Annotated in this window: 19 protein-coding genes; 6 read left to right on the forward strand and 13 right to left on the reverse strand. The window is 74.5% G+C overall.

What is annotated here, in order from left to right; genetic code table 11:
* Nucleotides 1–46: 46 nt before the first annotated feature.
* Nucleotides 47–2,623, reverse strand: a complete 2,577-nt coding sequence (locus ACIBPC_RS28225; RefSeq protein WP_398848730.1) for a glycoside hydrolase family 9 protein — start codon at nt 2,621–2,623, stop codon at nt 47–49.
* A 206-nt stretch (nt 2,624–2,829) separates the two neighbouring features.
* Here ACIBPC_RS28225 and ACIBPC_RS28230 point away from each other — a divergent pair, with 206 nt between their 5' ends.
* Nucleotides 2,830–3,183 carry a hypothetical protein gene (locus ACIBPC_RS28230; protein WP_362964213.1) on the forward strand — a complete coding sequence of 118 codons (354 nt, stop codon included), beginning with the start codon at nt 2,830–2,832 and terminating at the stop codon, nt 3,181–3,183.
* 133 nt (nt 3,184–3,316) lie between these two features.
* Here ACIBPC_RS28230 and ACIBPC_RS28235 read toward each other — a convergent pair whose 3' ends face one another.
* The 7 genes from ACIBPC_RS28235 to ACIBPC_RS28265 all read right to left on the reverse strand — a co-directional run bounded on the left by ACIBPC_RS28235 (nt 3,317) and on the right by ACIBPC_RS28265 (nt 9,802).
* A complete protein-coding gene (locus ACIBPC_RS28235; protein WP_398848528.1) occupies nt 3,317–3,535 on the reverse strand; it encodes a DUF397 domain-containing protein in 219 nt (72 codons plus the stop codon).
* Nucleotides 3,525–4,358 (reverse strand): helix-turn-helix domain-containing protein, encoded by an 834-nt coding sequence (locus ACIBPC_RS28240; RefSeq protein ID WP_398848530.1) that lies wholly within the window; start codon nt 4,356–4,358, stop codon nt 3,525–3,527. The genes ACIBPC_RS28235 and ACIBPC_RS28240 overlap by 11 nt, the downstream gene beginning before the upstream one ends.
* A 164-nt stretch (nt 4,359–4,522) precedes the next feature.
* Nucleotides 4,523–5,521, reverse strand: a complete 999-nt coding sequence (gene galE, locus ACIBPC_RS28245; RefSeq protein WP_362964207.1) for a UDP-glucose 4-epimerase GalE — start codon at nt 5,519–5,521, stop codon at nt 4,523–4,525.
* Nucleotides 5,522–5,553: 32 nt separating this feature from the next.
* Entirely contained in the window at nt 5,554–6,174 is a 621-nt protein-coding gene (locus ACIBPC_RS28250) for a GrpB family protein (protein WP_398848532.1), read from the reverse strand.
* A gap of 376 nt (nt 6,175–6,550) precedes the next feature.
* The gene (locus tag ACIBPC_RS28255) at nt 6,551–8,203 is read right to left on the reverse strand and encodes an SMI1/KNR4 family protein (RefSeq protein ID WP_398848534.1); all 1,653 of its coding nucleotides are present in this window, start codon (nt 8,201–8,203) and stop codon (nt 6,551–6,553) included.
* 59 nt (nt 8,204–8,262) lie between these two features.
* Complete coding sequence (locus ACIBPC_RS28260) at nt 8,263–9,312, reverse strand: aminoglycoside phosphotransferase family protein (protein WP_398848536.1); 1,050 nt, start codon at nt 9,310–9,312, stop codon at nt 8,263–8,265.
* A gap of 58 nt (nt 9,313–9,370) precedes the next feature.
* The gene (locus ACIBPC_RS28265; protein ID WP_362964199.1) at nt 9,371–9,802 is read right to left on the reverse strand and encodes a response regulator; all 432 of its coding nucleotides are present in this window, start codon (nt 9,800–9,802) and stop codon (nt 9,371–9,373) included.
* 409 nt (nt 9,803–10,211) lie between these two features.
* On the opposite strand from ACIBPC_RS28265, the gene ACIBPC_RS28270 reads away from it, so the two are divergent.
* The 4 genes from ACIBPC_RS28270 to ACIBPC_RS28285 all read left to right on the forward strand — a co-directional run bounded on the left by ACIBPC_RS28270 (nt 10,212) and on the right by ACIBPC_RS28285 (nt 16,689).
* On the forward strand, nt 10,212–11,918 hold the full coding sequence (locus ACIBPC_RS28270) for an ATP-binding protein (RefSeq protein WP_398848538.1): 1,707 nt from the start codon (nt 10,212–10,214) through the stop codon (nt 11,916–11,918).
* Nucleotides 11,915–13,210 carry a PP2C family protein-serine/threonine phosphatase gene (locus tag ACIBPC_RS28275; protein WP_398848540.1) on the forward strand — a complete coding sequence of 432 codons (1,296 nt, stop codon included), beginning with the start codon at nt 11,915–11,917 and terminating at the stop codon, nt 13,208–13,210. The genes ACIBPC_RS28270 and ACIBPC_RS28275 overlap by 4 nt, the downstream gene beginning before the upstream one ends.
* Nucleotides 13,211–13,384: 174 nt before the next feature.
* Nucleotides 13,385–14,662: an acetyl-CoA carboxylase biotin carboxylase subunit family protein gene (locus ACIBPC_RS28280; protein ID WP_398848732.1), complete on the forward strand. Its 1,278-nt coding sequence runs from the start codon at nt 13,385–13,387 to the stop codon at nt 14,660–14,662.
* Nucleotides 14,662–16,689: a CocE/NonD family hydrolase gene (locus ACIBPC_RS28285; RefSeq protein WP_398848541.1), complete on the forward strand. Its 2,028-nt coding sequence runs from the start codon at nt 14,662–14,664 to the stop codon at nt 16,687–16,689. The genes ACIBPC_RS28280 and ACIBPC_RS28285 overlap by 1 nt, the downstream gene beginning before the upstream one ends.
* A gap of 495 nt (nt 16,690–17,184) precedes the next feature.
* Here ACIBPC_RS28285 and ACIBPC_RS28290 read toward each other — a convergent pair whose 3' ends face one another.
* The gene (locus ACIBPC_RS28290) at nt 17,185–17,769 is read right to left on the reverse strand and encodes a TetR/AcrR family transcriptional regulator (RefSeq protein ID WP_398848733.1); all 585 of its coding nucleotides are present in this window, start codon (nt 17,767–17,769) and stop codon (nt 17,185–17,187) included.
* A 135-nt stretch (nt 17,770–17,904) separates the two neighbouring features.
* Here ACIBPC_RS28290 and ACIBPC_RS28295 point away from each other — a divergent pair, with 135 nt between their 5' ends.
* A complete protein-coding gene (locus tag ACIBPC_RS28295; RefSeq protein WP_398848542.1) occupies nt 17,905–18,345 on the forward strand; it encodes a DoxX family protein in 441 nt (146 codons plus the stop codon).
* Between the two features lie 13 nt (nt 18,346–18,358).
* Here the strand turns inward: ACIBPC_RS28295 and ACIBPC_RS28300 are convergent, their stop codons facing one another.
* The 4 genes from ACIBPC_RS28300 to ACIBPC_RS28315 form a co-directional block, all read right to left on the reverse strand.
* Entirely contained in the window at nt 18,359–21,553 is a 3,195-nt protein-coding gene (locus tag ACIBPC_RS28300; protein ID WP_398848543.1) for a trypsin-like peptidase domain-containing protein, read from the reverse strand.
* Nucleotides 21,528–21,836 carry a trypco2 family protein gene (locus ACIBPC_RS28305; protein WP_362964185.1) on the reverse strand — a complete coding sequence of 103 codons (309 nt, stop codon included), beginning with the start codon at nt 21,834–21,836 and terminating at the stop codon, nt 21,528–21,530. The genes ACIBPC_RS28300 and ACIBPC_RS28305 overlap by 26 nt, the downstream gene beginning before the upstream one ends.
* Nucleotides 21,837–21,897: 61 nt before the next feature.
* Entirely contained in the window at nt 21,898–22,560 is a 663-nt protein-coding gene (locus ACIBPC_RS28310) for a response regulator (RefSeq protein WP_398848546.1), read from the reverse strand.
* Between the two features lies 1 nt (nt 22,561).
* Entirely contained in the window at nt 22,562–23,827 is a 1,266-nt protein-coding gene (locus ACIBPC_RS28315) for a sensor histidine kinase (RefSeq protein WP_398848735.1), read from the reverse strand.
* Nucleotides 23,828–23,861 lie beyond the last annotated feature (34 nt).

The raw sequence follows: 23,861 nt of genomic DNA on the forward strand, positions 1-23,861 counted from the left end.
CCGGGGGAAGTCCCCCCGGGGCCCGGACCGTTCTGCCCGTGCGACGTCAGCCGACGTCGCACGCCTGACCGTTGAGCGTGAACGCGGTCGGGTCGGCCGCCGCGCCCGTGACCGTCCCGTTGAATCCGAAGTTCACCGAACCGCCGGGCGGGATCGACCCGTTCCACGCCGCCGGGCGCGCCGTCACATCACGCCCGTTCTGGGTGACGGCCGAGTTCCAGTGCTGGGTGATCCGCTGCGCGTCCGCGAAGGACCAGCGCAGCTCCCACGGACTGACCGCCGCGGAACCGGTGTTGGCGACCGTCACCTGCGTCGAGAAGCCGCCCTGCCAGCGGTTGGTGGTGTACGACACCTCGCACTCGGCCGGGTCGCCCGGCTCGCCCGGGCCCTCCCCGTCGTCGCCCGCGACGCTGTCCGCCCAGGCGGCGGCCCAGGCCAGCGGCGCGTTCCAGTTCACCGTGACCTCGTTCGTCGCGTACGACTCGATGTGGTCGACGTAGCACATCGCCGGGGCGCAGCCCTGGAGCAGGTCCTCGGCGATCGGGTCCTGGAGCGCGCTGTTCGGGCCGCCGGCCAGGGACCCGGCGGGCGGGTGCGGCAGCGACGCGTTCAGCTGGTTGGCCCAGAAGCGGTGGTGCTGGTTCTCGACGTCGCGCTCGCCGTAGCCGGTCACGTACGAGAGGTTGAGCGGGTTGCGGCCCAGGATGTAGTCCAGGCCGGTCAGCGCCGCGTCGCGGTAGGCGGCGTCCTCCGTCAGGTCGTACGCCGTCGCGAGGACCACGACGTTGTTCAGCACCTGGCTGTTGGAGCCCCACACGAAGTCGTCCTCCGGCGCGAGCGGCAGACCGTACGCCGCGCCCTGCGCCGAGTCCGCGAAGCCGTCGGCCGCGCCGGTCACCGCCGAGCGTACGGAGGCCAGTTCGGACGCCGACAGGCCGTTGTCGACCGTCGCCAGGTCGAGCGCGCCGAGCGCCGCCGTCGAGCCCCACGAGAAGCCGCCGGACGGGAACAGCGCGTCGCCGTCGCCCCACAGTTCCGAACCCGTCACCGCCTGGCGGTAGTCGGCGCCGCCGGTCGTGATGAACAGCTCGGCCGCGGCCCAGAAGAACTCGTCCGAGACGTCGTTGTCGCTGTAGGCGCCGCCGCCCGTCGCGTCGTTCGGGTCCGCGTAGACCGCCGGGTGGGCCACCGCCGCGTCCCAGGCCGTCTCCGCCGCGTCGAGCAGCTCGGCCGCGTACGCCGCGTCGTACGGCTCGAACAGGCGGGCGCCCTGGGCGGCCGCCGCCGCCAGGTTCAGCGTCGCCGCCGTGGACGGCGGGTGCAGCTCGCGGAGCTGGGTGTCCTGGTCGGGGCGCGTCGGCAGCGCGGTCCACTGCCGGTCGTGCAGCTTGTGGTGCGCCATCCCGGCCAGTTCCTCACCGGCGGGCACCTGCATGGCGGTCAGGAAGTCCAGCTCCCAGCGCGCCTCGTCCAGCAGGTCGGGGACGCCGTTGCCGCGCTCGGGGACGGCGAGGGAGCTGTCGCCCAGCTCGGCGCCGTCGCGCTCGAAGGCGGACAGCAGCTGCGCGACGGAGATGCCGCCGTTGACCACGTACTTGCCGTGGTCGCCCGCGTCGTACCAGCCGCCCGCCGCGTCGAGGCGGTAGTCGCAGACGCCGGGCTGGCAGGGCACGTTGTCGTCGCCCTGGTTCGGCGCGACGTTGGCGTGCCCGGCGGGCCGCGCGTACTCCTGGCCGACGAGGGCGGCGTCGATCGCGATGCCGCTGCGCTGGTGGTAGAAGAACGCGAGGGCGTCGTCGCGCAGGCCGTCGTAGAGGCCGTCGCCGATGGAGAACGGCTCGCTCACCGCGTCGCCGATCACCACGGTGTAGCCGTCACCGGCTTCAGTGACCGAGCTGAAGTCGAACGTGTGGACGTTCTGCTCGGAGATCGGGTCCACGCCGCGCGGCGTGGTCGTGCCGGTGGCGACCTGGGTGCCGTCCGCGTCGCGCAGCGACCAGCCCTGGGCGGCGGTCGCCTCGGTGACGAACGTGCCCTCCTTCGGGCCGGTCGTGAGGTAGCCGACCTGGTTGACGCGCACCGGGGAGCCGGTGTCCGGCTCGTACACCGGCGGTTCCGCGCCGCCGGTCAGCGACACGTCGTCCACGCAGAAGGTGTACGCGCCCGCGTTGCCGCCGATCTGGAAGGCCAGCTGCGCGGCGGTGTTGTCGGCGCTCGCGGTGAACGTGTGGGAGACGGTCTCCGGGGCGGTGCCGATCTGGTCGGGCGAGGCCAGCTCGGTCGTCCACGGGTCCACGGCCAGCTGGACGTTCGTCCTGATGGTGATCGGCGCGGTCGAGGAGGCGGTGTACGACAGCTCGTAGCTCTCGCCGGCGGTGAGCGGCAGGCCGTCCTGGCCGAGGATGGCGTCCCAGGGGTTGGCGGTGCCCGCCGGGACGTCCACGCACAGCCGTCCGTCCACGACGGTGGCGGGGCTGCCCTCGGTCCACCACCAGGAGTCGGTGCCGCCGGAGAAGTCGCCGTTGTCGATCAGTTCGGGGCCCTCGGCGGCGGCCGGGGTGGCGAGCGCCGGGACGGCGAGCGCCCCGGCGGCGAGGCCGGTGCTGAGGACGATGCCCAGCAGGCGGGAACGGGAGCGGGGTCGGGAGCGAGGGGGGTGGGCGTGCGCGGAGCGGGAAGGACGTGGTGTCACGGCTCGATCCTTCTTCGGCAGGGCGGACGGTGGGTGTGGGAGCGCTCCCAAAGCATCCTGTGGGCATGGCAGGGACCCGTCAACCCCTGCGTACCCCCCAACAGCGCCGGATTTCCCCGTCGCTAGGCTCATGTCCCATGGACGTCCTCATCAACATCCTGGTCGCCTTCCACATCATCGGGATCGCCGCGCTGCTCGGCGGGTTCCTGACCCAGATGAAGGCCCTGCGCACGGGCGGCGCCCGGATGACGCCCGCGATGCTGCACGGCGCCCTCACCATGCTGGTGACGGGCGTGGCGCTCGTCGGGCTCAACGAGGCGGACGACCAGTCGGTCAACCACGTCAAGATCGGCGTCAAGCTGGCCGTCCTGGTCGTGATCCTCGTGCCCGTCTACCTCAAGCGGGACGACGAGAAGGTCTCCAACGGGCTGTTCGGCATGGTGGGCGCGCTGACCATCGCCAACATCTTCATCGCCACCGTCTGGACCTGATCCCGCGCTCCGGCGCCCGGGAGGACGGGGTGCCCCCCGTCCCGGAACGGCGCGGGCGCGGGGGGTGTGGCCCGCCTGTCCACCGGTGCGCCGGTTGACGGCGGTTGACGGCGGAGGGTGTGCGTACCGTGTCTCAGCGGGCGCCGGACTCCTTCAGCACGCCGATGAATTCCCGCCACGCGGACGAGGTGAACACCACGGGGGCTGCCGCGGGATTCTTGGAATCCCGGACCGGGGCCGCCCCGGGAAAGCCGAAAGCCAACTCGACGCAATCGCCGTTCTCCGAACCGCTGTGGCTCGACTTGCGCCAGTCGCCGCCGCATTCCGCGGGCGCGGCACGATCAACTGTCATCGCTGAACTCTTTCAGGTATGTGCGGATCAGTTCGAGAGACTCGTGTACCGGGGACGCCAGGGACCTGGCCGTGTCGAATCGCTGCGCGAGGCTGATGACCCGCTCCGGCGACTCTCCCTCGTCGCCCGAATTGAAACTCTCGACCAGCGCGTCGGTCCGTCCGTCCTTCGAGGTGAGCAGTGTCAGGCTGCCGCCCAGCATCGGGTGGAATCCCTGGTCGAAGGGGAGGATCTGCACGGTCACCCGGGGATGGGCCGCGAACTGCAGTATGTGCTCCAACTGCCGCCGCATCACCGCCTTGTCGCGCGGCGGCCGCTTCAGCGACGCCTCGTCGATGACGGCCCAGTAGTACGGCGGGTCGGGGCGTTCGAAGATCCGCTGCCGTTCCATCCGCGCTTCCACGCGGGCCTCGATCTGGTGCTGCGACGGCGCCAGCAGCCCCGTCCTGAACAGTTCCGTCGCGTATTCCCGCGTCTGCAGCAGCCCCGGGATCAGGCTGCTGGTGAACACCTGGATGCGCACCGCGTCCCGTTCCTTGCGGACGAAGTTGCGGCTGTACCTGGCGATCAGCGCGTCCTGTGCGAGGCCGTGCAGTTCGGCCAGCGCGCCGTCCGTCTCGAAATAGGTGTCGAGCGCGGTGATGAGCGCCGCCGACGCCGGCTGCTTCCCGAGTTCGACCCGTCCGAGGTAGCTGTGGGAGTAGCCCGTGACCGCCGCGGACAGCCCGCGCAGGGAGAGTCCCCGCGCCGTACGGAAGCCCCTGATGCGCCGCCCGAGGCGCGCGTCCGGGCTCAGCTCCCCCTCTTCACCGGTCAGCTCCACGGCAGTTACCCGTTCCCTTCGTGAACCCCTCGTCACCGACAGTGATGTGGTGACACCCGGGATGTGTACCCCACCCGGTCGGAGGGTCATGCCTGGGAACATGCACACGGACGGCATCCGGCCGCGTGCGCGCCGTCACCGGCCGGTGCGGCCGCCGGCCGGGGTCAGCGCGGTGTCAGCACGCTGTCGCGCAGCGCGGCCCACTGGAGCGAGTGGCGGATGCCGTCGGTCAGCGAGTACCGCGCCTCCCAGCCGAGGAGGTCGCGCGCCCGGTCCGTACGGGTCCAGGCCCCGGCCACGTCGCCGGGGCGCGCGGGCGCCTCGACCGCCTCCACGGGCGTGTCGAGCAGGCTGTTGAAGGCGGCGAACAGCTCGCGGACGGTGGTGCCCCGGCCCGTGCCCAGGTTGACGACGAGGTGGGGCCGCTCGTCCGTGAGGTTCTCGTCGAAGGAGCGCAGCGCCGCCACGTGCGCCGTCGCGAGGTCCCAGACGTGGACGTAGTCGCGGATGCCGGAACCGTCCCTGGTCGGCCAGTCGGTGCCGGTGATCTCGAACGGGACGCCGTCCTCCGCCGCCTGGATCATCTTGCCCAGCGCGTGGCTGGGGCGCGGGTGCTGGATGCCGGTGCGCATCCGCGGGTCGGCGCCGATGGGGTTGAAGTAGCGCAGGGACAGGACGCGCAGCGGCTGGGTGGCGGCGATGTCGGCGAACATGCCCTCGCACACGGCCTTCGTCCGCGCGTACGGGCTCTGCGGGTCGAGCGCCGAGTCCTCGTCCACGGTCAGGTCGTCGTTCGCGCGGTAGATGGAGGCGGAGGAGCTGAAGACGAGGCGGTCGCAGCCGTTGCGCAGGAGGTGGCCCGCCAGGTCGAGGCTCTTCACGACGTTCGCCCGGTAGTAGCCCACCGGGTCCGCCACCGACTCGGGGACGACGATCAGCGCGGCGCAGTGGACGACCGCGTGGATGTCCGGGTGCTCGGCGAAGATCCGGTCGACCAGCGCGCCGTCGGAGATGTCGCCCTCGTAGAACGCGCGGTCCGCCGTGAACTCGCGGCGGCCCGTCACCAGGCTGTCCAGGACGACCGGGGTGATGCCCGCGTCCAGGCAGGCCTGCGCGACCGTGCTTCCGATGTACCCCGCGCCGCCTGTGATCAGGACCTTCATGCCCGCTCCTTCAACGTGCCGAGCCAGTCAGCCTACCCGGCGGCCCCGACGGCGGGCCGGGGGTGGTGGGCGGGCGCGTGGGGCCGCCAGCCGGTCGCGGCGGCCCATGGCTCGGCGACGGTGACGACGAGGTCCACCACCGGGTCCTTCACCTCGACGTACGGGCGCAGTTCGCCGACCGTGGCCGCGAGGGTCTGCTTGAAGCGCGCGTAGGCCGGGACGGCCTCGGGGTGTGCCCTGAACCAGTCGCGGAAGAGCAGGGCGAGGCGTTCGTTCGGCGAACCGGTGCGGCGGACGTGCAGGTTCACGTCGGGCCCGGGGTGGTCGCGGCGCAGCCACAGGCGCTTGGACCACAGCGCCGGGTCGTCGTCGCTCCCGGCGGGCACGTGGTCCTGGCGGTAGGGGGAGGGCGTGAAGCCGCGTGCGGCGAGCGGCTCCGCGAACGCCTCGGCGGCGGCGTCGAGGTCGGGGACGCTCAGCTGGAGGTCGAGCACGGGCTTGGCCGCCATGCCGGGGATGGAGGTGCTGCCCATGTGCTCGGCGTACTGGACGTGCGGGGCCAGGGCCCGCGTGAGGTCGTCCGTCAGGTCGCGCGCGAGCGCGGGCCATTCCGGATCGGCGGGAACGACGAGGAGGTCGGGCTGGGAGGGCATGGGCACGATGCTAGGGGCGGGCTGCGGCGGCCGTCCTGGCAGGTCAGGCTTCGGAAGGCGGGGGACGAGGGGACGCGGTTCACGGCGTGCCCGGGGTCGTTGCCACTGCCGTTCCGGTGGTGGGTTCCGCTGCCGTGGTCGGCTCATGGCGGTACGGCGCCTGCCCGGTCCGGTCGGGTGGGACGCCGGTGAACGGCGGCCTGATGCGTGCGCGGGGGAGCGGCCGAGGCGGTCTTCGAGTGCGGCCAGGGTCCACGCGAGGTGAACTCGCCTGCCCTGGCGCCATCCCGCAGTGGGTCAACGGGCACGGCCCCCTCCCAGGCCGCACAGACCGGTGACCTCCACGGTGGGCGTTCCCGCCGCTGACGCGGGCGCGTCACATGTCTTCCGGAGGCGCTCCCTCCGCCGTGTCCCGCAGCAGTTCCGCCCGCCAGCGGGGTGTGGGGGGTATGGCGAAGACGTGGTCCGCCGCCTCGCGCGGCGGGAGCGCGGCCGCGGCGAGCAGCGCCTTCGCGGCCGTGCCGCGCTGCTGCCAGGCCAGGCGCTCCCGCCCCGTCGGCATCCGTTCCACGTCGCGCCGGTCCACGTGGCGCGGTGCCGCCGCCTCCGCCAGCACGCGCCGCAGCCGCAGCCCGAGGGGCGAGTCGTCGGAGACCGGCACGGGCCGCCCCGCCCGCAGGTCCGTGAGCGCGTCCGCCACCTCCCGGTGGCCCCCGAGCCCCGTCGCCTCCGCCAGCCGCGCCGTCGCGGTGACCAGCGCCGGGCCGAGCCGCTCGCCGGGTATGCCGTCCACGACCTCGGCGACCAGCGGCATGGGACGCGGCACCGGCGCGATGTCCGGCAGCACCGGCAGCACCGGCACGGGCGGGGCGGCGGCCATCGTCCCGGCCAGCACCCCGGGGGTGATCCCCGCATCGACCGGCAGGGCCGCGAGCCGCTCGCACAGCGCCGACAGCTCGGCCCGCTCGGACGGCACGCGCATGTCCGGCGCCCCGGGCGGCAGCGTCCCGGCGCCGCCCGCTATCAACCGGAGCCCGCCGTGCCGTTCCGGCGCCTCCGGTCCGGCGGGCGCGGGCGGCGGCGGGACCCGGTGCCCGTCCTCGTAGATCAGCGGCGCGATCCTGTCGTTCGGCGTGACGGCCACCGCCACCGTGCCCCGCGACACCCGCCGCAGCACCTCGGGGCGTACCGCCTCCCAGTGCCCCTGCGCCACCGCGAACGCCCACTCGCCCTCCCGGCCGACCCGCACCTGCGGCAGCGCCGCGTTCGGCTCGGGCACGGGACCGCCCGCCGGGGCGGCGGGCGCGCCCATGCGCCCGAGCAGGGCGGTGGGCGTCAGACCGCGCGCCACGATCAGCGTGCGCACGCCCCACGAGGGCTCGGTGGGCGCGATCCCCGCCGCCAGGTCGAGCAGCGACCCGGGATCGGGATGGGGCGTCCACACCTTCTCCCACAGCAGCCGCCCTGCGAAGGCGACGGGCAGCGACTCGCCCAGACCGCGCAGCGGCCGGTCCGCCTCCAGGGCGTCCGCCAGCGCGCCGAGCATCGCCGCGAACGGCAGTCGCGGTCCGAAGTACGGCTCCCCGCCCTTGATGTGCCAGCCCACGACCCCGTACCGCTCGCCGGGGCGGCAGTCCACGAACATCGCGTCCGCCGCGTTCGTCCCCGCGACCGTCAGGAACGACGGGTGCCAGTACGAGCCGTCCCGCAGGTTGGTCGCGTCCTCCCGCTCCGCGAGCCGACGCCACATCGCGCAGTGCTCCCGTATCGCCGCGACGTCCAGCAGGTAGAAGCGCCCCGGCAGCGCGAACGCCGCCTGCCCCGGCCACGTCACCCCGTCGTGCCGCAGCAGCGACGCGACGAGGTCCCCCGGCAGCCGTATGCCGAACTCCTCCTCCAGCGCCGCCACATCGTCCCGCGCGGCGGGCGGGCGCAGCGTGGCGTACGTCGCCGGTGCGTGCCGTGCGAGCCAGCGTTCGATCCTGTCCCAGGTCCGGCCGACCCCGCCCTCGTTCACCTTTTCGACCATGACCCTAGGAGAGCACACGCCACTGACAGTGACGCCTGGCATCGCCCGGGGCGGCCCCGTCACAGCCGTCGCGCGTCCGCCAGCCAGGCCGTCCAGCGCTCCGCCGACCGCAGCACCCGCCGCAGTTCCGCCAGGTACTCCAGCACGTGCCCGTACGAGGCGGCCCGCTCCGCCGCCGACACCGGCCGGTGCCCCAACGCGCGCCACAGCAGCCACGCCGCCCCGCCCACCCGCCGGTCCACCTCCCCGGCGAACGTTGCCGGCGCCGCCTCCACCGGCGCCCCGCCCGCCTCCCGGTACGCGCCCAGCACGTCGAGGAACCCCGCCCGCCCCGGCCCCCGCGCCGTCCGCCCGAACGCCAGCCCGGCCCGCACCACTTCCCAGGCCGCCAGGTCGGCCCTCGCCCCGTCCCAGTCGAGCAGCACGGGCCCGCCCGCCGTCACCAGCACGTTGTCCGGCTTCACATCGGCGTGCGTGAACACCGGCGCCGCCCCCGGCCGTTCCAGCGCCGCGCCGACCAGCCCGACCGCCCGCGCCACGTCCGGCAGGAACCGCCGCACCGCCCCGACGAAGCCGTCCGGCACGTCCCCCGGCGCCCCGTCCAGCGCCTCCCGCCACTCCGCCACCGCGTGCGGCCGCCGCAGCACCGGCGCGCCGCCGACCCCCGGGGGCGCGGGCAGCGCGTGGAGCGCCGCGAGCGTACGCCCCGCCCACCGCCGTACGGCCCGCGGCACGCCCGTCTCGGGGACCTGCGCGCCGTCGCACCAGGCGTGCACGAGGAAGCTGCGCAACTCCCCTTCCCCGTCCCGCAGATCCGCCAGCAGCGGCGCCGCCGGACGCAGCGGGTGCACGGGCCGCGGCATCGCGATCCCATGGCGGAACGCGTTCTCCTGCACCGCCGCCGCCACCGCGTACTCCGCGTCCCACCACGCCTCACGCGGCCGGTTCAGCCGCTTCACCGCCCACACCCCCGAGCCGGTCCGCAGCCGCCACAGCGGGTGCGACCGCCCGCCGGGCACGGGCACGGGCGGCTCCCGCACGTCCCCCAGACCGAAAGCAGCGGCCACCGCCGCGGCGTCGAGCCGCGGGGTGGCCGGTGTCACATCCATGCCGCGTGTGGTGAACGCCATACAGTCATACGCGGCAGGGTACGGGCGGGGGCCCGCCTCAGTCGCGCGGGATCTTCGCCGCCATGTCCAGGTAGAACGCGTCGATGCTGCGCACCGCGTCGGTGAAGTCGTCCAGGTTGACCGGCTTGGTCACATACGCGTTCGCGTGCCGCCGGTACGCCGCCGACACGTCGTCCGGCGCGGCCGACGTGGTGAGGACCACGACCGGGATCATCTTCAGGTCGTCCTCCTGCTTGAGGACGGTCAGCAGCTCGCGCCCGTTCATCCGCGGCATGTTCAGATCGAGGACGATCAGGTCGGGGCGCGGATTGGCCGGGTTCTGGAGGTAGTCGAGCGCCGCGACACCGTCGTCGACCTGCGCGAGCGCCCGTGTGGCGCCCCGTTCGCGCAGCGCGTCCTCGATGAGCATGGCGTCGGCCGGGTCGTCCTCGACGAGGAGGATGTCGTAGGGCGGGGCGGGGGTTGCCATGGGGGTGGTCATTCCGAATCAACTCCGGTCGCTGACGGGTCGATGTGGCGCGGGCCGGTGGCGGGATGCGCACCGGTCGCGGGGGACGCACACACCGGGCTCGGGGTGGTGGCCGCCGTCGACGGGAGCGCGCGCGTCCCCGTGTCCGCCGTCCTGTCCACCGCGCACCGGGACTGTGCCTGGCGTGCCGGCCCGTTGATCATCGCACCCGCGCCGACCGCGCCGTCCCCCGAGGGACGACGTGAAGCGGAACGGATACCGGGCATGGGTACGAGCGTAAGGTTCCCGGTCACAGGCTGACAACCGCCGTCCCGCGTTCCCCCTGTATCGTGACTGGGCGCGCCGGAACCGGAAGGTCATCCCAGACCCCCGGACCGGCGCAGTGTCGTGGGGGGACAGGAGGACTCTCATGCAGGCCGTTGCCGCAAACCGGTCAGCGCGGTGGACCACGCGCCGCTGGCTGCTCGTCGGAGTGACGACCACACTGGCCGTCTTCACCGTGCTCGGGGCCATCGGCACCTGGGCACTGGTCCGCACCTCCGACTCGACCCGGCAGCTGACCGAGGTCTCGTCCCCCGCGCTGGTGCAGGCGGTACGCCTGGAGAGCGCCCTGATCGACCAGGAGACCGGCCTGCGGGGCTACGCGCTCTCCGGCCGTGACGACTTCCTCGACCCCTACCGCCAGGGCCGTGAGGACGAGGAGGCCACCGCGGAACGCCTCCTCGGCCTCGTCGCCGGGAACCGGAAGGCCGAGGACGACCTGGCGACCGTTCTCGACCGGGCGGACGAGTGGCGCGAGGATCTCGCCGAGCCGATCGTGAACGCCCCGCGCGCCGACCTCGCCCAGCTCACCGCCGACTACACGGAACGCGGCAAGGCGACGTTCGACGCCGTGCGCGCCGCGCTCACCGACCAGCAGCGGTACCTGTCGGACACGCGCGCCGCCGCCCGCGAGGACCTGCACGACGCCGAGGTCGTCCGCAACGTCGTCTTCGCCGCCATCGCCCTGCTGATCGTGACCGTGACCGTCCTGGCGTTCGACGCCATGCGGCGCAGCGTCACGCGCCCCCTGGAGCTGCTGTCCCGGGACGCCCGCCAGGTCGCCGAGGGTGATTTCGGCCACGCCATCACCACCCCCGCCGGGCCCGCCGACCTGGAGCAGCTCGGGAAGGACGTGGAGGACATGCGCCGCCGCCTCGCCGACGAGCTGGACTTCACCGAGCGCGCCAGGATGCGCCTCGACGAGCAGGCGATGGAGCTGCGGCGCTCCAACGACGAGCTGGAGCAGTTCGCGTACGTCGCCTCCCACGACCTGCAGGAGCCGCTGCGCAAGGTCGCGAGCTTCTGCCAGCTGCTGCAGCGCCGGTACGGCGGGCAGCTGGACGAGCGCGCCGACCAGTACATCGGCTTCGCGGTGGACGGCGCCAACCGGATGCAGGTCCTCATCAACGACCTGCTGCTGTTCTCGCGCGTCGGCCGGATGAACACCGAGTCCCGCGCCATCGACCTGAACGAGACGCTGGCCTCCGTGCTCGACGCGATCAGCGTCGGCCTGGAGGAGACCGGCGCCGAGATCACGCACGACCCGCTGCCGCACGTGACCGGTGACGCGAGCCAGTTCGTGATGCTGTTCCAGAACCTCATCACGAACGCCGTGAAGTTCCGCGCGCCCGACCGCGCGCCCCGGGTCCACATCGGGGCGGAGCGCGACGGCGACCGGTGGCGGCTGTCCGTCACGGACAACGGCATCGGGATCGAGCCCGAGTACGCGGAGCGTGTCTTCGTGATCTTCCAGCGCCTGCACACCCGCGACGCCTACCCGGGCAGCGGCATCGGCCTGGCGATGTGCAAGAAGATCGTGGAGTACCTCGGCGGCACCATCTCCGTGGACCAGGCGCACACCGGCGGCGCGCGCATCGTCTTCACGCTGCCGGGCGCGCCGGGACACGACGATCCGCCGGAACCGGAGGCCACGGACACAGCCGGCGCCGCGGACGCGGCGGACGGCACCGAGGACGGCACCGAGGACGCGCCCCGCACGGACGGCGCGGAGGACAGCACGGCAGGCACGGACGACGTGGACGGCGCGGACGCCGGAAAGGTGCCGCTGAGATGACCACCCCTGCGCCGCGCGGCCCCGTCCCGCCGTCCGAGAGCACCGTCCCCCTGCGCCTGCTCCTCGTCGAGGACGACGACGGGGACGCACTCCTCGTCGAGGAGATGCTGCTCGACACGGGCCTCCCCCACGACCTGCGGCGCTGCAAGACGCTCGGCGAAGCCCTCGGCCACATCGGCCCAGGCCGCCCGCCCGGCTCGGGCGGCGCGCCCGAGTGCGTCCTGCTGGACCTGCACCTGCCCGACGCGTCCGGCGTGGACGCCGTCAGGTCCCTGCGCCAGACCAGCCCGGGGACGGCCGTCATCGTCCTCACCGGCCTCGCCGAGTCCGACGCGGGCGCCGAGGCCGTCGCGGCGGGCGCGCAGGACTACCTGGTCAAGGGCAAGGTCGAGGCCGAGCTGCTGCGCCGCGCCCTGCGCTACGCCATCCACCGCAAGCAGGCCGAGCGCGCCAACGCCGAGCTGCGCGAGAACCGCATCCTCGCCGCCGAGAACGCCCGCCTGGAGCACAGCCTCCTCCCCACGCCCCTGCTGGAGGCGCCCTCCGTCGGCGTGCTGAGCCGCTACGTCCCCGGCCGCGAGCGCGCGCTGCTGTCCGGCGACTTCCTGGACGTCGTCCAGACCGGCGACGGCCTGATCCACGCCGTCATCGGCGACGTCAGCGGCCACGGCCCCGACCAGGCGGCCCTCGGCGTGTGCCTGCGCATCACCTGGCGCGCCCTCACGCTCGCCGGGACCGACGGCATCGCCCTGCTCGACCTCCTCGAACGCATGCTGGTCGCGGAGCGCACCGGCGGCGACCTGTTCGCCACCTGCACGCTGCTCACCGTGGACCCGGCCGCCCGCCGCGCCACGCTGTACCTGGCCGGTCACCACGAGCCCCTGCTGCTCACGGGCGAGGGCGCCGGCCGGCGGACACGGGAGGTCCCCGGGCAGCACGGCCTCGCCCTGGGCATCGTGCCGGGCCTGCGGCGCTGGTTCCCGACGACGTTCGACCTGCCGCCCGAGGGCACCCTGCTGCTCTACACGGACGGCCTCATCGAGGGCCACCGCGACGCGAGCGGCGAGCGGCTCGGCGCCGAGGGCCTGATCGAGCTGATCGAGGCCTCCCGCGCCGCCGACCCCGACGCGCGGCTCGACGAGCTGCTGGCGACCGTGCGCAGCATGGACGCCGGGCGGCACACCGACGACATCGCGATCCTCCAGCTCAGCTGGCCGTTCGGCGCGCACGGCGCGATGACACCCACCGGCGTCGTCGGGTCACGGCGGGTCACGGGCCCCGGGGGCGCCTGACCGGTACGCCTGGCATGTCCCGTCCCCGGGCGGGTACTCCGGAAGGTCCGTGCCCGCGCCCCGGCGGGCAGGGGACCCGAGGAGGACGGCGTGACCCAGGCAGCCCGTACGGACACGGCGGACGCGACGACGACGGCGGCGGACGGCCGCGTCGCGGACGTCTTCGTCATCGGCATGGACGAGGCGAACGAGGCGGCGCTGCGGGAGGTCCCGGACGCGTCCTCGTACCGGCTGCACCCCCTGCTGACGATCGAGGAGCTGCAGCACGGCGAGGTGGACTTCCCGGCCCTCGTGCGCGAGGCGGAACGGCAGCTCGACGCGTTCGACGGCACGGTGGACGCGATCGTCGGCTACTGGGACTTCCCGGTCTCCACGCTGGTGCCGATCCTCGCCCGCCGCTACGGGCTGCGGAGCACCAGCCTGGAGTCGATCGTGAAATGTGAGCACAAATATTGGACGCGTCTGGAGCAGCGAAATGTTACAGACGCCGTGCCGCCCTTCGCCCTCGTGGACCTGTCGGCGGACGACCCCGAGCCCCCGGAGGGCGTGCGCTTCCCCATGTGGCTGAAGCCGGTGACGGCCTACTCGTCCGAGCTGGCCTTCGGGGTGAAGGACCGCGAGGAGTTCCGCGCGGCGGTGGAGGAGATACGTGCGGGGATCGGCCGCGTGGGCCGCCCCTTCGAGTTCGTGCTGGAACGGCTCGACCTGCCGCCGGAGATAGCCGAGGCGGGCGGCGCGGCCTGCCTGGCGGAGGAGGCGATACGCGGCGAGCAGGTCGCCGTGGAGGGCTACGTCCGGGACGGCGAGGTGACGGTCTACGGGACGCTCGACTCGCTGACGTACGAGGACAGCCCGTGCTTCCTGCGGCACCAGTACCCCTCGCGGCTGCCGCGCGACGTCGTGGACCGGCTGGAGGACATCTCGCGGCGCGTGATCAAGCAGATCGGAATGGATCACGCGACGTTCAGCATCGAGTTCTTCTACGACCCGGAAACGGACAGGATCAATATCCTGGAGGTCAATCCGCGTCACTCCCAGTCGCACGCGGAACTCTTCGCCTACGTCGACGGCGCGCCCAACCACCACGCGATGCTCGCCCTCGCCCTCGGCCGCGATCCCCGCCTGCCCCACGGCGAGGGCCCGTACAAGCTCGCCGCCAAGTGGTACCTGCGCCGCTTCGAGGACGGCATCGTCACCCGCGCCCCCAGCGACGAGGAACTCGCCGAACTGGCCCGCCGCGTCCCCGGCACCGCCGTCAACCACACCCCGCCCGCCGGCGCCCGCCTCTCCGAACTGCCCGAGCAGGACAGCTACAGCCACGAACTGGCCCACATCTTCACCGCCGCCGACACCGAGGCGGAACTGATCGCGAAGTACGAGGAGTGCGTACGCTCCCTCCCCTTCGCGTTCGAGGAGCCGCCCGGCGCCGCCCCGGAGGGAGGCACCGCCTGATGCGCGTCACGGACGACCTGCCGTACGAGATCCGGCGCGAGGAGCACGTCACCGTCCGCGCCTCGGACGGCATCCGGCTGTCCGCCCGGATCTGGCGCCCCGTCTCCTCCGACGCCGAGCCCGTCCCGGCCGTGCTGGAGTACATCCCCTACCGCAAGCGCGACCTCACCTCCGTCCGCGACTCCGTGCACCACCCCTACATCGCCGGCCACGGCTACGCCTGCGTCCGCGTGGACCTGCGCGGCACCGGCGACTCCGAGGGCGTGCTGCGCGACGAGTACCTGGAACGCGAGCAGACCGACGCCGAGGACATCCTCGCCTGGCTGTCGCACCAGCCCTGGTGCGACGGGCGCACCGGCATGATGGGCCTGTCCTGGGGCGCCTTCAGCGCGCTCCAGGTCGCCGCGCGCCGCCCGCCGAGCCTGCGCGCCATCGCCATCGCGTCGTTCACGGACGACCGGTACGCCGACGACATGCACTACATGAACGGCTGCATGCTGTCCGACAACCTCGCCGAGGCCGGCACCATGTTCGCCTACGCCACCTGCCCGCCCGACCCGCAGGTCGTCGGCGACGAGTGGCGCCCCATGTGGTTCGAACGCCTCTCCGCCGCCCGCCCCTGGGTCGAACGCTGGCTGCGCCACCAGCGCCGCGACGCGTACTGGCGCCACGCCTCCGTCTGCGAGGACTACGCCGCCGTGCAGGTCCCCGTCCTCGCCTCCAGCGGCTGGGCCGACGGGTACTCCAACGCCGTCACGCGCCTGCTGCAGCACCTGGACGTGCCGCGCAAGGGCCTCATCGGCCCGTGGTCCCACAAGTTCCCCCACCAGGGCGAGCCGGGACCCGCCATCGGCTACCTCCAGGAGGTCGTCCGCTGGTGGGACCACTGGCTGAAGGACGCCGACAACGGCGTGATGGACGGCCCGATGCTCCGCGCCTGGATGCAGGAGAGCGTGCCGCCCTCCACCGCGTACGAGGAACGCCCCGGCCGGTGGGTCGGCGAGCCGTCCTGGCCGTCCCCGCACATCGAGGAGACGGCGTACCCGCTGCTCGGCCCGCGCATCGGCGCGCCGGGCGACGAGCCGCTGCGCGCGCACCCGGAGCCGACGGTGCGCTCGCCGCTGTCGGTGGGCCAGTTCGCCGGGAAGTGGGCGTCGTACAACGCGCCGCCCGACCTGCCGTACGACCAGCGCGAGGAGGACGGCGGCTCGATCGTCCACGACAGCGACCCGCTGGAGGAGCGCCTGGAGATCCTCGGGTCGCCGCTGGTCGATCTGGAGGTGTCGGTCAACCGCCCGGTCGCCATGGTCGCGGCGCGCCTGTCCGACGTCGCCGAGGACGGCAGCGCCACCCGCGTCACCTACGGCCTGCTGAACCTCACCCGCCGCGACAGCCACGACGCGCCCCAGCCGCTGGAGCCGGGCCGCCGCTACCGGGTCCAGCTGCGGCTGAACGGGGTGGCGCAGGCGTTCCCGCCCGGCCACCGCGTACGCCTGTCGCTGTCCACGTCCTACTGGCCGCTGGCGTGGCCGCCGCCCGAGCCGGTCCTGATGACGGTGCACCGCGGGGGCCGCCTCGTCCTGCCGGTCCGCCCGGCGGCGGAGCCGGACAACGTGGGCGAGCGCCCGTTCGGCGAGCCGGAGGGCGCCAGGCCGCTGGAGACGACGCTGCTGGAGCCGGGGGAGCAGCGCTGGGAGGTTTCGCGTGACCTGGTGGACTACCGGTCGTCGCTGGAGATCGTGAAGGACCTGGGCGTGCAGCGCTTCGAGGAGCACGGGATGGAGGTGCGGCGCCGGGCGTACGAGCGGTACGACTCGGTGGCGGACCGTTTCTGCTCGGTGCGGGGCGAGTCGGCGTGGACGATGGGCTTCCGGCGCGGGGACTGGGAGACGCGCACGGAGACGCGGACCGTCCTGGAGTGCTCGGAGACGGACTTCCTGCTGCACGCGACCCTCGACGCGTACGAGGGCCCGCACCGGGTCTTCTCCCAGACCTGGACGGAGAAGGTCCCCCGCGACCTGCTGTGACGCGGGGCTGCCGTGCCACCCGGGCGGGTGGTGCGGCAGCGCTTTGTCGCGCGTCACGGCGCACGCGACGCCACGCGCGCCGCACGAAGGACCGGCCACACCCCGGCACCCGGCCCGGCTGCCCCACCCGCCGCCGGGCTGCAGGGGCGGCGCCTCCGTGCCGGTCCCCGATGCCTGCGGCACGGCGTCCTGCGCCGGGAGCGCCCGCCGCCGGGCTGGGATCCCGTTGCCCTGACTCGCCCGCCGGGCTGTGGCCCCGCTCGGTGGGGCACCTGCGGCACGGCGTCCTGCGCCAAGCGTTCACGCCGCCGGACTGCACGGGCGGCGCCTCCGTGCCGGGGCGCCGTCCTGTGCGGGCGGCGTCACTCCCGCCTGGTCGCCGGGCGGCTCTGGTGCCCGGCGACGGCGGGGGTGCCTGCGCAGGACGCACGGGGGCGCGCCGCCGTCCTGTGCGCGCGTCCCCCCGTGGCCCTGGGAGGCCCGTTCCCGGCGTGGTCAGTCCGCCGGGAGTGCGCCGATGCCCTCGGCGGCCGTGCGGAGGACGGCGCGCGCCAGGGCCTCGGCGTCCCGGTCGTCGCCCGCCGCCGCCTCCGGGAACGCGCCGTCGAGCCACAGCGCGGCGAAGCCGTGCGCGAGCGACCAGGCGGCGAGCATCACGGGCCGCTCCCGCTCCGGCGACCCGGCGGTGTCCTGGGCGCCCCGGACCAGCACCGCGCGGGAACGGGTCCGCGCCGCGACCAGGTCCGCGTCGTCCGCCCGGTACAGCTCGGGCCGGAACATCACCGCCCAGTACGCCCGGCGCGTCACCGCGAAGCGCACGTAGGCGATGCCCGCCTCGGCGAAGTCGTCGCCCGCCCGCTCCAGCTCGTCCGCGAGCGCCGCGTACCCCTCGGCGGCGACGGCGGTGAGCAGGCCCGCCTTGTCGCCGAAGTGGTGCGCGGGCGCGGCGTGCGAGACGCCCGCGCGGCGCGCCAGTTCGCGCAGGCTCCAGCCGGTCGGCCCCGATTCCTCGATCGCCCGCAGCGCGGCGTCCATGACGGTACGGCGCAGGTTCCCGTGGTGATAACCCGTCTGACCGATCGTCCCCACCTCCAGATTCCGGGTCGGTCGCTGTGCGCCCCATCTTGTCACCGACAGACTTGTCATTGACAAGACGCGGCCGCATGCGGCACAGTGGCGGCGCAAGAACTTGTCACTGGAAAGACCGGGGGAGCCATGATCCCGTTCCTCGCCATGGTGATCGGCTTCGCCGTGCTGCGGCTGGCGGGCCTCGCCGGTGTGGACGCGCTGGACGCCTGGCAGCCCGCGCTGCGCGGCGGCGTGGCGCTGCTGTTCGTCACCGGCGGCGTGCCGCACTTCCTGCCGTCGTGGCGCCGCGACATGGCGGCCATGGTCCCGCCGTCGCTGCCGCGCCCCGAGCTGCTGGTGACGCTCACCGGCGTGCTCGAACTCGCAGGCGCCGCCGGACTGCTGATCCCGCCCCTCGCGCCGTACGCCGCCATCGGGCTCGCCGTGCTGCTGCTGGCGCTCTTCCCGGCGAACGTCCATGCCGCCCGTCAGCACCTGACGCTCGGCGGACGCCCCGCGACACCCCTGCCGCTGCGCACGGTGCTCCAGGTGGTCTTCCTCGCCGCCACCGTCGCCTGTGCGCTGTGACGGCCCCGACCCCTCAGCGCCCCAGACGCCGCCGCAGCCGGGCGCGGAGGCCCCAGGGAGTCACCACGTCGGAGCGCCACAGAAAGGGCACGGTGCAGAAGCACAGCAGTGACGGCAACACGAGCAGGTTCCTCTCGTCCACCGCCATGACAGCGAGCTGCGACACGACCAGGCAGCCCGCGAGCGGCAGCCGCCACCACGGGGTATCCCCTTCGGTCGCCGTGCTCCACGAGCGGTGGTTGTCCCAGGACAGGAGGCTCACCACCGTGAGATAGCAGCCCCACGCGACGGCCTCGCCCGCGTACCCGTCCACGGCGAGCAGCACCGTCACGCCGAGGGTCCACGCGATCCACAGGCCGGGCAGGACGAAGACCCGGAGCAGGGAGCGGCGGTCCAGCGCCGGCGGCGAGGCGGGCGGTGAGGCGGGCGGCGGCGCGGGCAGGTCCGGCGGCGCCTGGAGGTTCGCCGTCAGCGCGGCCCGCTCGTCCCGCAGTCGGCGGGCCTCCCCGGCCCGCCCCCGCGCCTCTCGCCAGGTGGCCTCGACCGCCAGCAGCCCGGCCTGGTCCGCCGGCAGATGGTGCGCCCTGGCCAGGGACAGCGCCTCGTCCAGCAGACGCCCCGCTTCCTCCGAGCCGTCCGGGGACGCCAGGACGTCAAGCAGCGTGCGCAGCGCGTCCACCGTGCGGCGCACGTCTCCCGACCGCCGCGCGTGGTCCAGTGCCGCGCGTGCCCACTGTTCGGCCCGGCCGGGGTCGTCCGCGTCGTGCCACAGGCGCGCCTGCCGGGTCAGCGCCTGTGCCAGGCCGCCCGTGTCGCCGCCGCGTTCGGCGATCTCGGCGGCGCGGCGCCAGGCGGCCACGGCCTCGGCGGGCCGGCCCAGCGCGCGGTGGCTGTCGCCGAGGCCGATGAGCGCGCGCACCAGCCGGGCGTCGTCACGGCGCTGCTCCGCCTCCCGCGCGGCCCACCGGAAGTGGGACAGGGCATCGGCCCAACGGCCGACCCGCTGGGCGACGATGGCGTTCCCCTCCATCATGTGGCGTGGAAAGGAACCTGCGCGCCGGAAGAGCGTCAGGGCGGCTTGGCGGCACGCGACGGCGTGCGCGAGGTTGTCAAGGCCGAAGTACTGCTCGGCGAGTTCGACGAACAGCCCCGCCTCGGCCAGCCGGTCGCGGCGGTGCTGCGCGGCGGTGATCAGGTGGCGGCGTACGAGGATGGCCTCGCGGTGCCGCGCGCGGCGCAGGAAGTGGGCGGCGAGCGGCGGGCCGAGGGTCTCGACGTGGGCGAACGCGCCGGTCTCCGCCGCCGTTCCGGTGAGCGCGAGCAGCGCGTCCTCCTCCCGGGCCAGCCAGGCGGCGTCCGCCGACGCGGCCAGCTCTCCGGCGCGGGTCAGCAACCGGCCGAGCGCCGCCGCCCGTTCCTCCTCGGACCCGCCCGCCAGCAGCTCGTCGGCGTACGCGCGCAGCAGGTCGTGCAGCCGGAACCGGCCCTCGCCGTCCGCCCGTTGCAGCAGCTCGGCCCGGTGCAGCCGCCGCAGCACGCCGCCCGCGTCCGGCACGCCCAGCAGCGCGGCGGCCGACCAGCCGCCGAAGGCGCCGCCCGGGTGCAGCGCCAACAGACGGAACAGCCGGGCGGCTTCGGCGTCCAGCGCCTCGTACGTCGCCGCGTACACCCGGTGCATGTCCAGCTCGGACAGCCGCTCCCGGCGCTGCCTGAGCACGGCGAGCAGCGGCCCGGCGCCGTGCCCCGCGTCGTCGCGCAGCCGCCCGGCGGCCATGGCGAGCGGCAGCGGCAGGTCCTCGCAGGCCGCCGCGATCTCCGCGAGATCGTCCTCCGTGATGCCGTCGAGCGGTACGCGCGCGCCGCGCAGGAGCGCGGTGAGCAGGGCGCGTGACGCGTCGCGGGCCAGCGGGCCGAGGCGCAGCAGGGGCAGTGCGGCCGGCCAGTCGCGGGCCGTCCGCGCGGTGAGCAGCAGCCGGTGCGGGCCGTCGCCCGGCATGAACAGCCGTACGGGGAAGCCGGGCGGCGCGTTGTCGAGCAGGACGAGGACGGGCCCGCGCCGGTCGCCGCGCTCGCGCAGCGCGTCGCGGTAGAGGGCGGCCAGGCCGCTGAGGTTGTACGCCTCCCAGCCGCCGCCGGTGCCGCCGCCGGGCAGGAGGGTGCGCAGCAGGGTGAGCAGGGTGGCCTCCGCCGTCAACGGGCCGTTGCCGCCCGGCTCTTCGGGGCGGTGCCCGCGCAGGTCGGCGTAGAGGAAGCCGCCGGGGAACCAGCCCTCCCGCCGCGCCTCGTGCGCCGCCTGCGCCGTGAGCGATGTCTTGCCGACACCGGCGGGGCCCGTCACCGCCAGCGCGTGCCCAGGGCCGGGACGCAACGTGTCGAGGACGGTGGCCAGTTCCTCGTCGCGGAAGCCGAACACGGCGGGCGGTGGCGGCGGATCGGCCAAGGTGTCGGGCATGGCGGCCGTCCGCGCGGCGGCGTCGGGCAGCGCCGAGGGCGCGAGGTCCGTGCCCAGCAACTCCTGGAGTGCGGCCAGTGGTTCCGGCTCCTCGCGCAGCCGCTCCGCCCAGCGGTCCACACGCGTCGCCGTCAGCCGTTCCTCGCCCGGCGAGCGATGTGCCGCCACGACCACGCCGATCAGCAGCCCCCGGCTGAACACCGGCGCGCCCGACATCCCCTCCCACGCCGAATCCCCGGGACCGCCGGACAGGTCGCGGGCGACGGGCCGCGCGCCCAGGTCGAACGTGCCCTCCCGCCGGTTGGACAGCGGCAGGAGCGTGGCGGCGAGCTGGTGCGAGTCGCGGTAGCGGCGGCCCGAGCCGTCCCGCCGCAGGGCGAGCAGCGGGAAACCCAGTGCGGAGAACGGCACTTCGGCGTCCGTGTCCCCGACGCGGCCAGGGACGGCCGGTGCGAGCCCGGCCTCGGCGGCGTCCGGCGGGTGGGCGAGGACGGCGATGTCGAGCCCCGCGTGCCGCCAGGCGACGGTGGCGGCGGCCGTGCGTTCGCCGGGCAGGTCGGCGTCGAAGCGGACCGTGACCGCCGTCGCGCCCGGCGGGACGACATGGGCGGCGGTCAGGACGCGGCCGGGCGCGACCAGGTAGCCGGAGCCCCGCGCGGACCCGCCCCCGGCGCGTACGGCGACGACCTCGGCGACGCGGGCGGCCGCCAGGCCGTTCCCGCCGCCGCCGTCAGCGCTCGCCGTCGAGCGAGTCACCGGCGATCAGCGCGCTTCCGTACCCGCCGTCCGGCTCGCGCAGGCGGGGCTGCAGGGTGAGGGTGATCCGCTGGGTCTCGCCGTGCGCCGCGCGGGCGCCGCCGCCCGTCTCGACCACCCAGAAGCGGACCCTGCCGTCCGCCGTCGCCTCGCGGTCCACCGTCACGGTCGCCTCGACCTCGACGCTGCCCAGCTCGAACCGCAGCGGCTCACCGTCGCCCTCCGCCACCGCGTCCGCCAGCTCGCGCCGCAATTGCGCTATCAGCTCAGCCAGTTGGATCACCCGCGCCCCCCTCGTCGCGCCCCGACTGTACCAACGGGCGCTCCCCGGGCGTCCGTACGCGTCAGTGCTGCCGCCCGTCGCCGAGGATGCCCCGCTCGTACGCCGCCGCCACCGCCGCCGCGCGGTCGTTGACCCCCAGCTTGCCGTACAGGTGCGTGAGATGGGTCTTCACCGTCGCCTCGCTGATGAACAGCGTGCGGGCGATCTCGCGGTTCCCGGTGCCCCTGGCGACCAGCGCGAGGACCTCGCGCTCCCTGGCGCTCAGCGGCGTACGGTCGGGCCCCGGCGCGCGCACCCGCGACACCAGCCGCGACGCGACGGCGGGGGAGAGGACCGTACGGCCCTCGGCGGCCGCCCGTACCGCCCCGAACAGCTCGTCGCGCGGCGCGTCCTTGAGCAGGTAGCCGGTGGCGCCCGCCTCGATCGCGGGCAGCGTGTCGGAGTCCGTGTCGTACGTCGTCAGGACGAGGACCTTGCAGCGCGCGCCCCTGCGGGTCAGCTCGGCGATCGCGTCGACCCCGCCGCCGCCCGGCATCCGCAGGTCCATCAGCACCACGTCGGGGTCGAGGCGCCCGGCCAGTTCCACGGCCTGCACGCCGTCCGACGCCTCGCCCAGCACCGCGAAGTCCGGCGCGGACTCGAACATGCCGCGCAGCCCGTCCCGCACCACGGGGTGGTCGTCGGCGAGGAGGAGGGTGATCTTCCGCTCAGCCGTGTCAGCCATGTCAGCCATGGCGCACCAGCGGCACGCGCGCCGATATCGCCGTGCCGCCCCCCGGCTCCGACTCGACGTCCACGGTCCCCGCCAGGCGTTCGGCGCGCGACCGCATCCCGGCGAGCCCGAAGCCGCCCGCCGCGCCGCGCACCGGGACGGCGAGCGGGTCGAAGCCGCGGCCGTCGTCCCGTACGTCCAGGGTCACTTCGTCCTCCATATAAGAGAGGGTGACGCCGACGCGGTCCGCGCCGGCGTGCCGCGCCGCGTTCGCCAGGGCCTCCTGGACGATGCGCAGGAACGTCGCCTCGATCTCGTCGTGCAGCGGCTCGACGGTCCCGGTGGCCGTGAACTCGGCCCGCACGCCCGTCCGTTCCGACCACTCCGCGACGGTCTTGCCCAGCGCCTCGTGCAGCGCGTCGTGCTCCAGGGCGCGGGGGCCGAGGGCGTGGACCGTGCGGCGCGCCTCGCCGAGGCTCTCGCGGGCCAGGGCCTGGGCGCGCTCCACGTGCACGCGGGCGGCGGCCGGGTCGCCGCCCACGAGGACCACTTCGAGCTGGGTGACGATCCCGGCGAGGCCCTGCGCGATGGTGTCGTGGATCTCGGCGGCGAGGCGGCGGCGCTCCTCGTCCACCCCCGCCTCCCGCGCCTGCACGAGCAGCTGCGTCTGGAGGCCCGCGTTCTCCGCGAGCGCCTGCTCCAGGCGGGCGTTGGCGCGCTCCAGCGCGGCCATGGTCGCGGCCTTGGCCCTGCTCTCCTCGGCCTGCTTCTCGTCGATCCGGCCGAAGACCATGACCAGCGTGGCGTTCAGCGCGAGGAGCGCGCCGAAGAGGAGCAGCTCGGCCGCGGAGCCGGGCGGCAGCCCGCCCGCCTGCGCGCCCGCCATGGTCACGGCCGTCACCAGCAGCCCGGCCCTGGCCAGGCGCGGCGGCAGCAGCGGCACCGCGTCGAAGTAGCCGATCACCGCGTAGATCGAGAAGAACGGGTTCAGCCACGCCAGGACGGCGGCGAGCACGGTGCGCGCGGCGTAGTAGCCGATCCCCGCCGGAGCGCGCCGCGGCGAGTCCCGGCGTTTCACGGCCCACCACGCCTGGAGCGCCAGCGCCGCCGCGACGAGCACCCCGGCCGCGTACACCTCGCCGCGCGACATCAGGGCGGGCGCGGTGGCGGCGCAGACCAGCGTGCCGAGGGCGAGCAGCCCGAACGGGCCCCAGCGGAAGAACGTCTCCCACCCGTCCTCGGCGCTCGGCGGTTCCTGGTTCGGCATGGTGTCCAGCATGCACGGCACCAGGCCGCCCGCCTGCGGCCAGGGG

It is taken from the genome of Streptomyces sp. NPDC049879, from assembly GCF_044461265.1.
Classification (GTDB): domain Bacteria; phylum Actinomycetota; class Actinomycetes; order Streptomycetales; family Streptomycetaceae; genus Streptomyces.

Excerpts from the sequence above, each read along its gene's own strand:
- ACIBPC_RS28230 (WP_362964213.1), top strand. The coding sequence starts at position 2,830 with ATGGACGTCCTCATCAACATCCTGGTCGCCTTCCACATCATCGGGATC.
- ACIBPC_RS28235 (WP_398848528.1), bottom strand. The coding sequence starts at position 3,535 with ATGACAGTTGATCGTGCCGCGCCCGCGGAATGCGGCGGCGACTGGCGC.
- galE (WP_362964207.1), bottom strand. The coding sequence starts at position 5,521 with ATGAAGGTCCTGATCACAGGCGGCGCGGGGTACATCGGAAGCACGGTC.
- ACIBPC_RS28250 (WP_398848532.1), bottom strand. The coding sequence starts at position 6,174 with ATGCCCTCCCAGCCCGACCTCCTCGTCGTTCCCGCCGATCCGGAATGG.
- ACIBPC_RS28255 (WP_398848534.1), bottom strand. The coding sequence starts at position 8,203 with ATGGTCGAAAAGGTGAACGAGGGCGGGGTCGGCCGGACCTGGGACAGG.
- ACIBPC_RS28260 (WP_398848536.1), bottom strand. The coding sequence starts at position 9,312 with ATGGATGTGACACCGGCCACCCCGCGGCTCGACGCCGCGGCGGTGGCC.
- ACIBPC_RS28265 (WP_362964199.1), bottom strand. The coding sequence starts at position 9,802 with ATGGCAACCCCCGCCCCGCCCTACGACATCCTCCTCGTCGAGGACGAC.
- ACIBPC_RS28270 (WP_398848538.1), top strand. The coding sequence starts at position 10,212 with ATGCAGGCCGTTGCCGCAAACCGGTCAGCGCGGTGGACCACGCGCCGC.
- ACIBPC_RS28275 (WP_398848540.1), top strand. The coding sequence starts at position 11,915 with ATGACCACCCCTGCGCCGCGCGGCCCCGTCCCGCCGTCCGAGAGCACC.
- ACIBPC_RS28280 (WP_398848732.1), top strand. The coding sequence starts at position 13,385 with ATGGACGAGGCGAACGAGGCGGCGCTGCGGGAGGTCCCGGACGCGTCC.
- ACIBPC_RS28285 (WP_398848541.1), top strand. The coding sequence starts at position 14,662 with ATGCGCGTCACGGACGACCTGCCGTACGAGATCCGGCGCGAGGAGCAC.
- ACIBPC_RS28295 (WP_398848542.1), top strand. The coding sequence starts at position 17,905 with ATGATCCCGTTCCTCGCCATGGTGATCGGCTTCGCCGTGCTGCGGCTG.
- ACIBPC_RS28310 (WP_398848546.1), bottom strand. The coding sequence starts at position 22,560 with ATGGCTGACACGGCTGAGCGGAAGATCACCCTCCTCCTCGCCGACGAC.
- ACIBPC_RS28315 (WP_398848735.1), bottom strand. The coding sequence starts at position 23,827 with ATGCTGGACACCATGCCGAACCAGGAACCGCCGAGCGCCGAGGACGGG.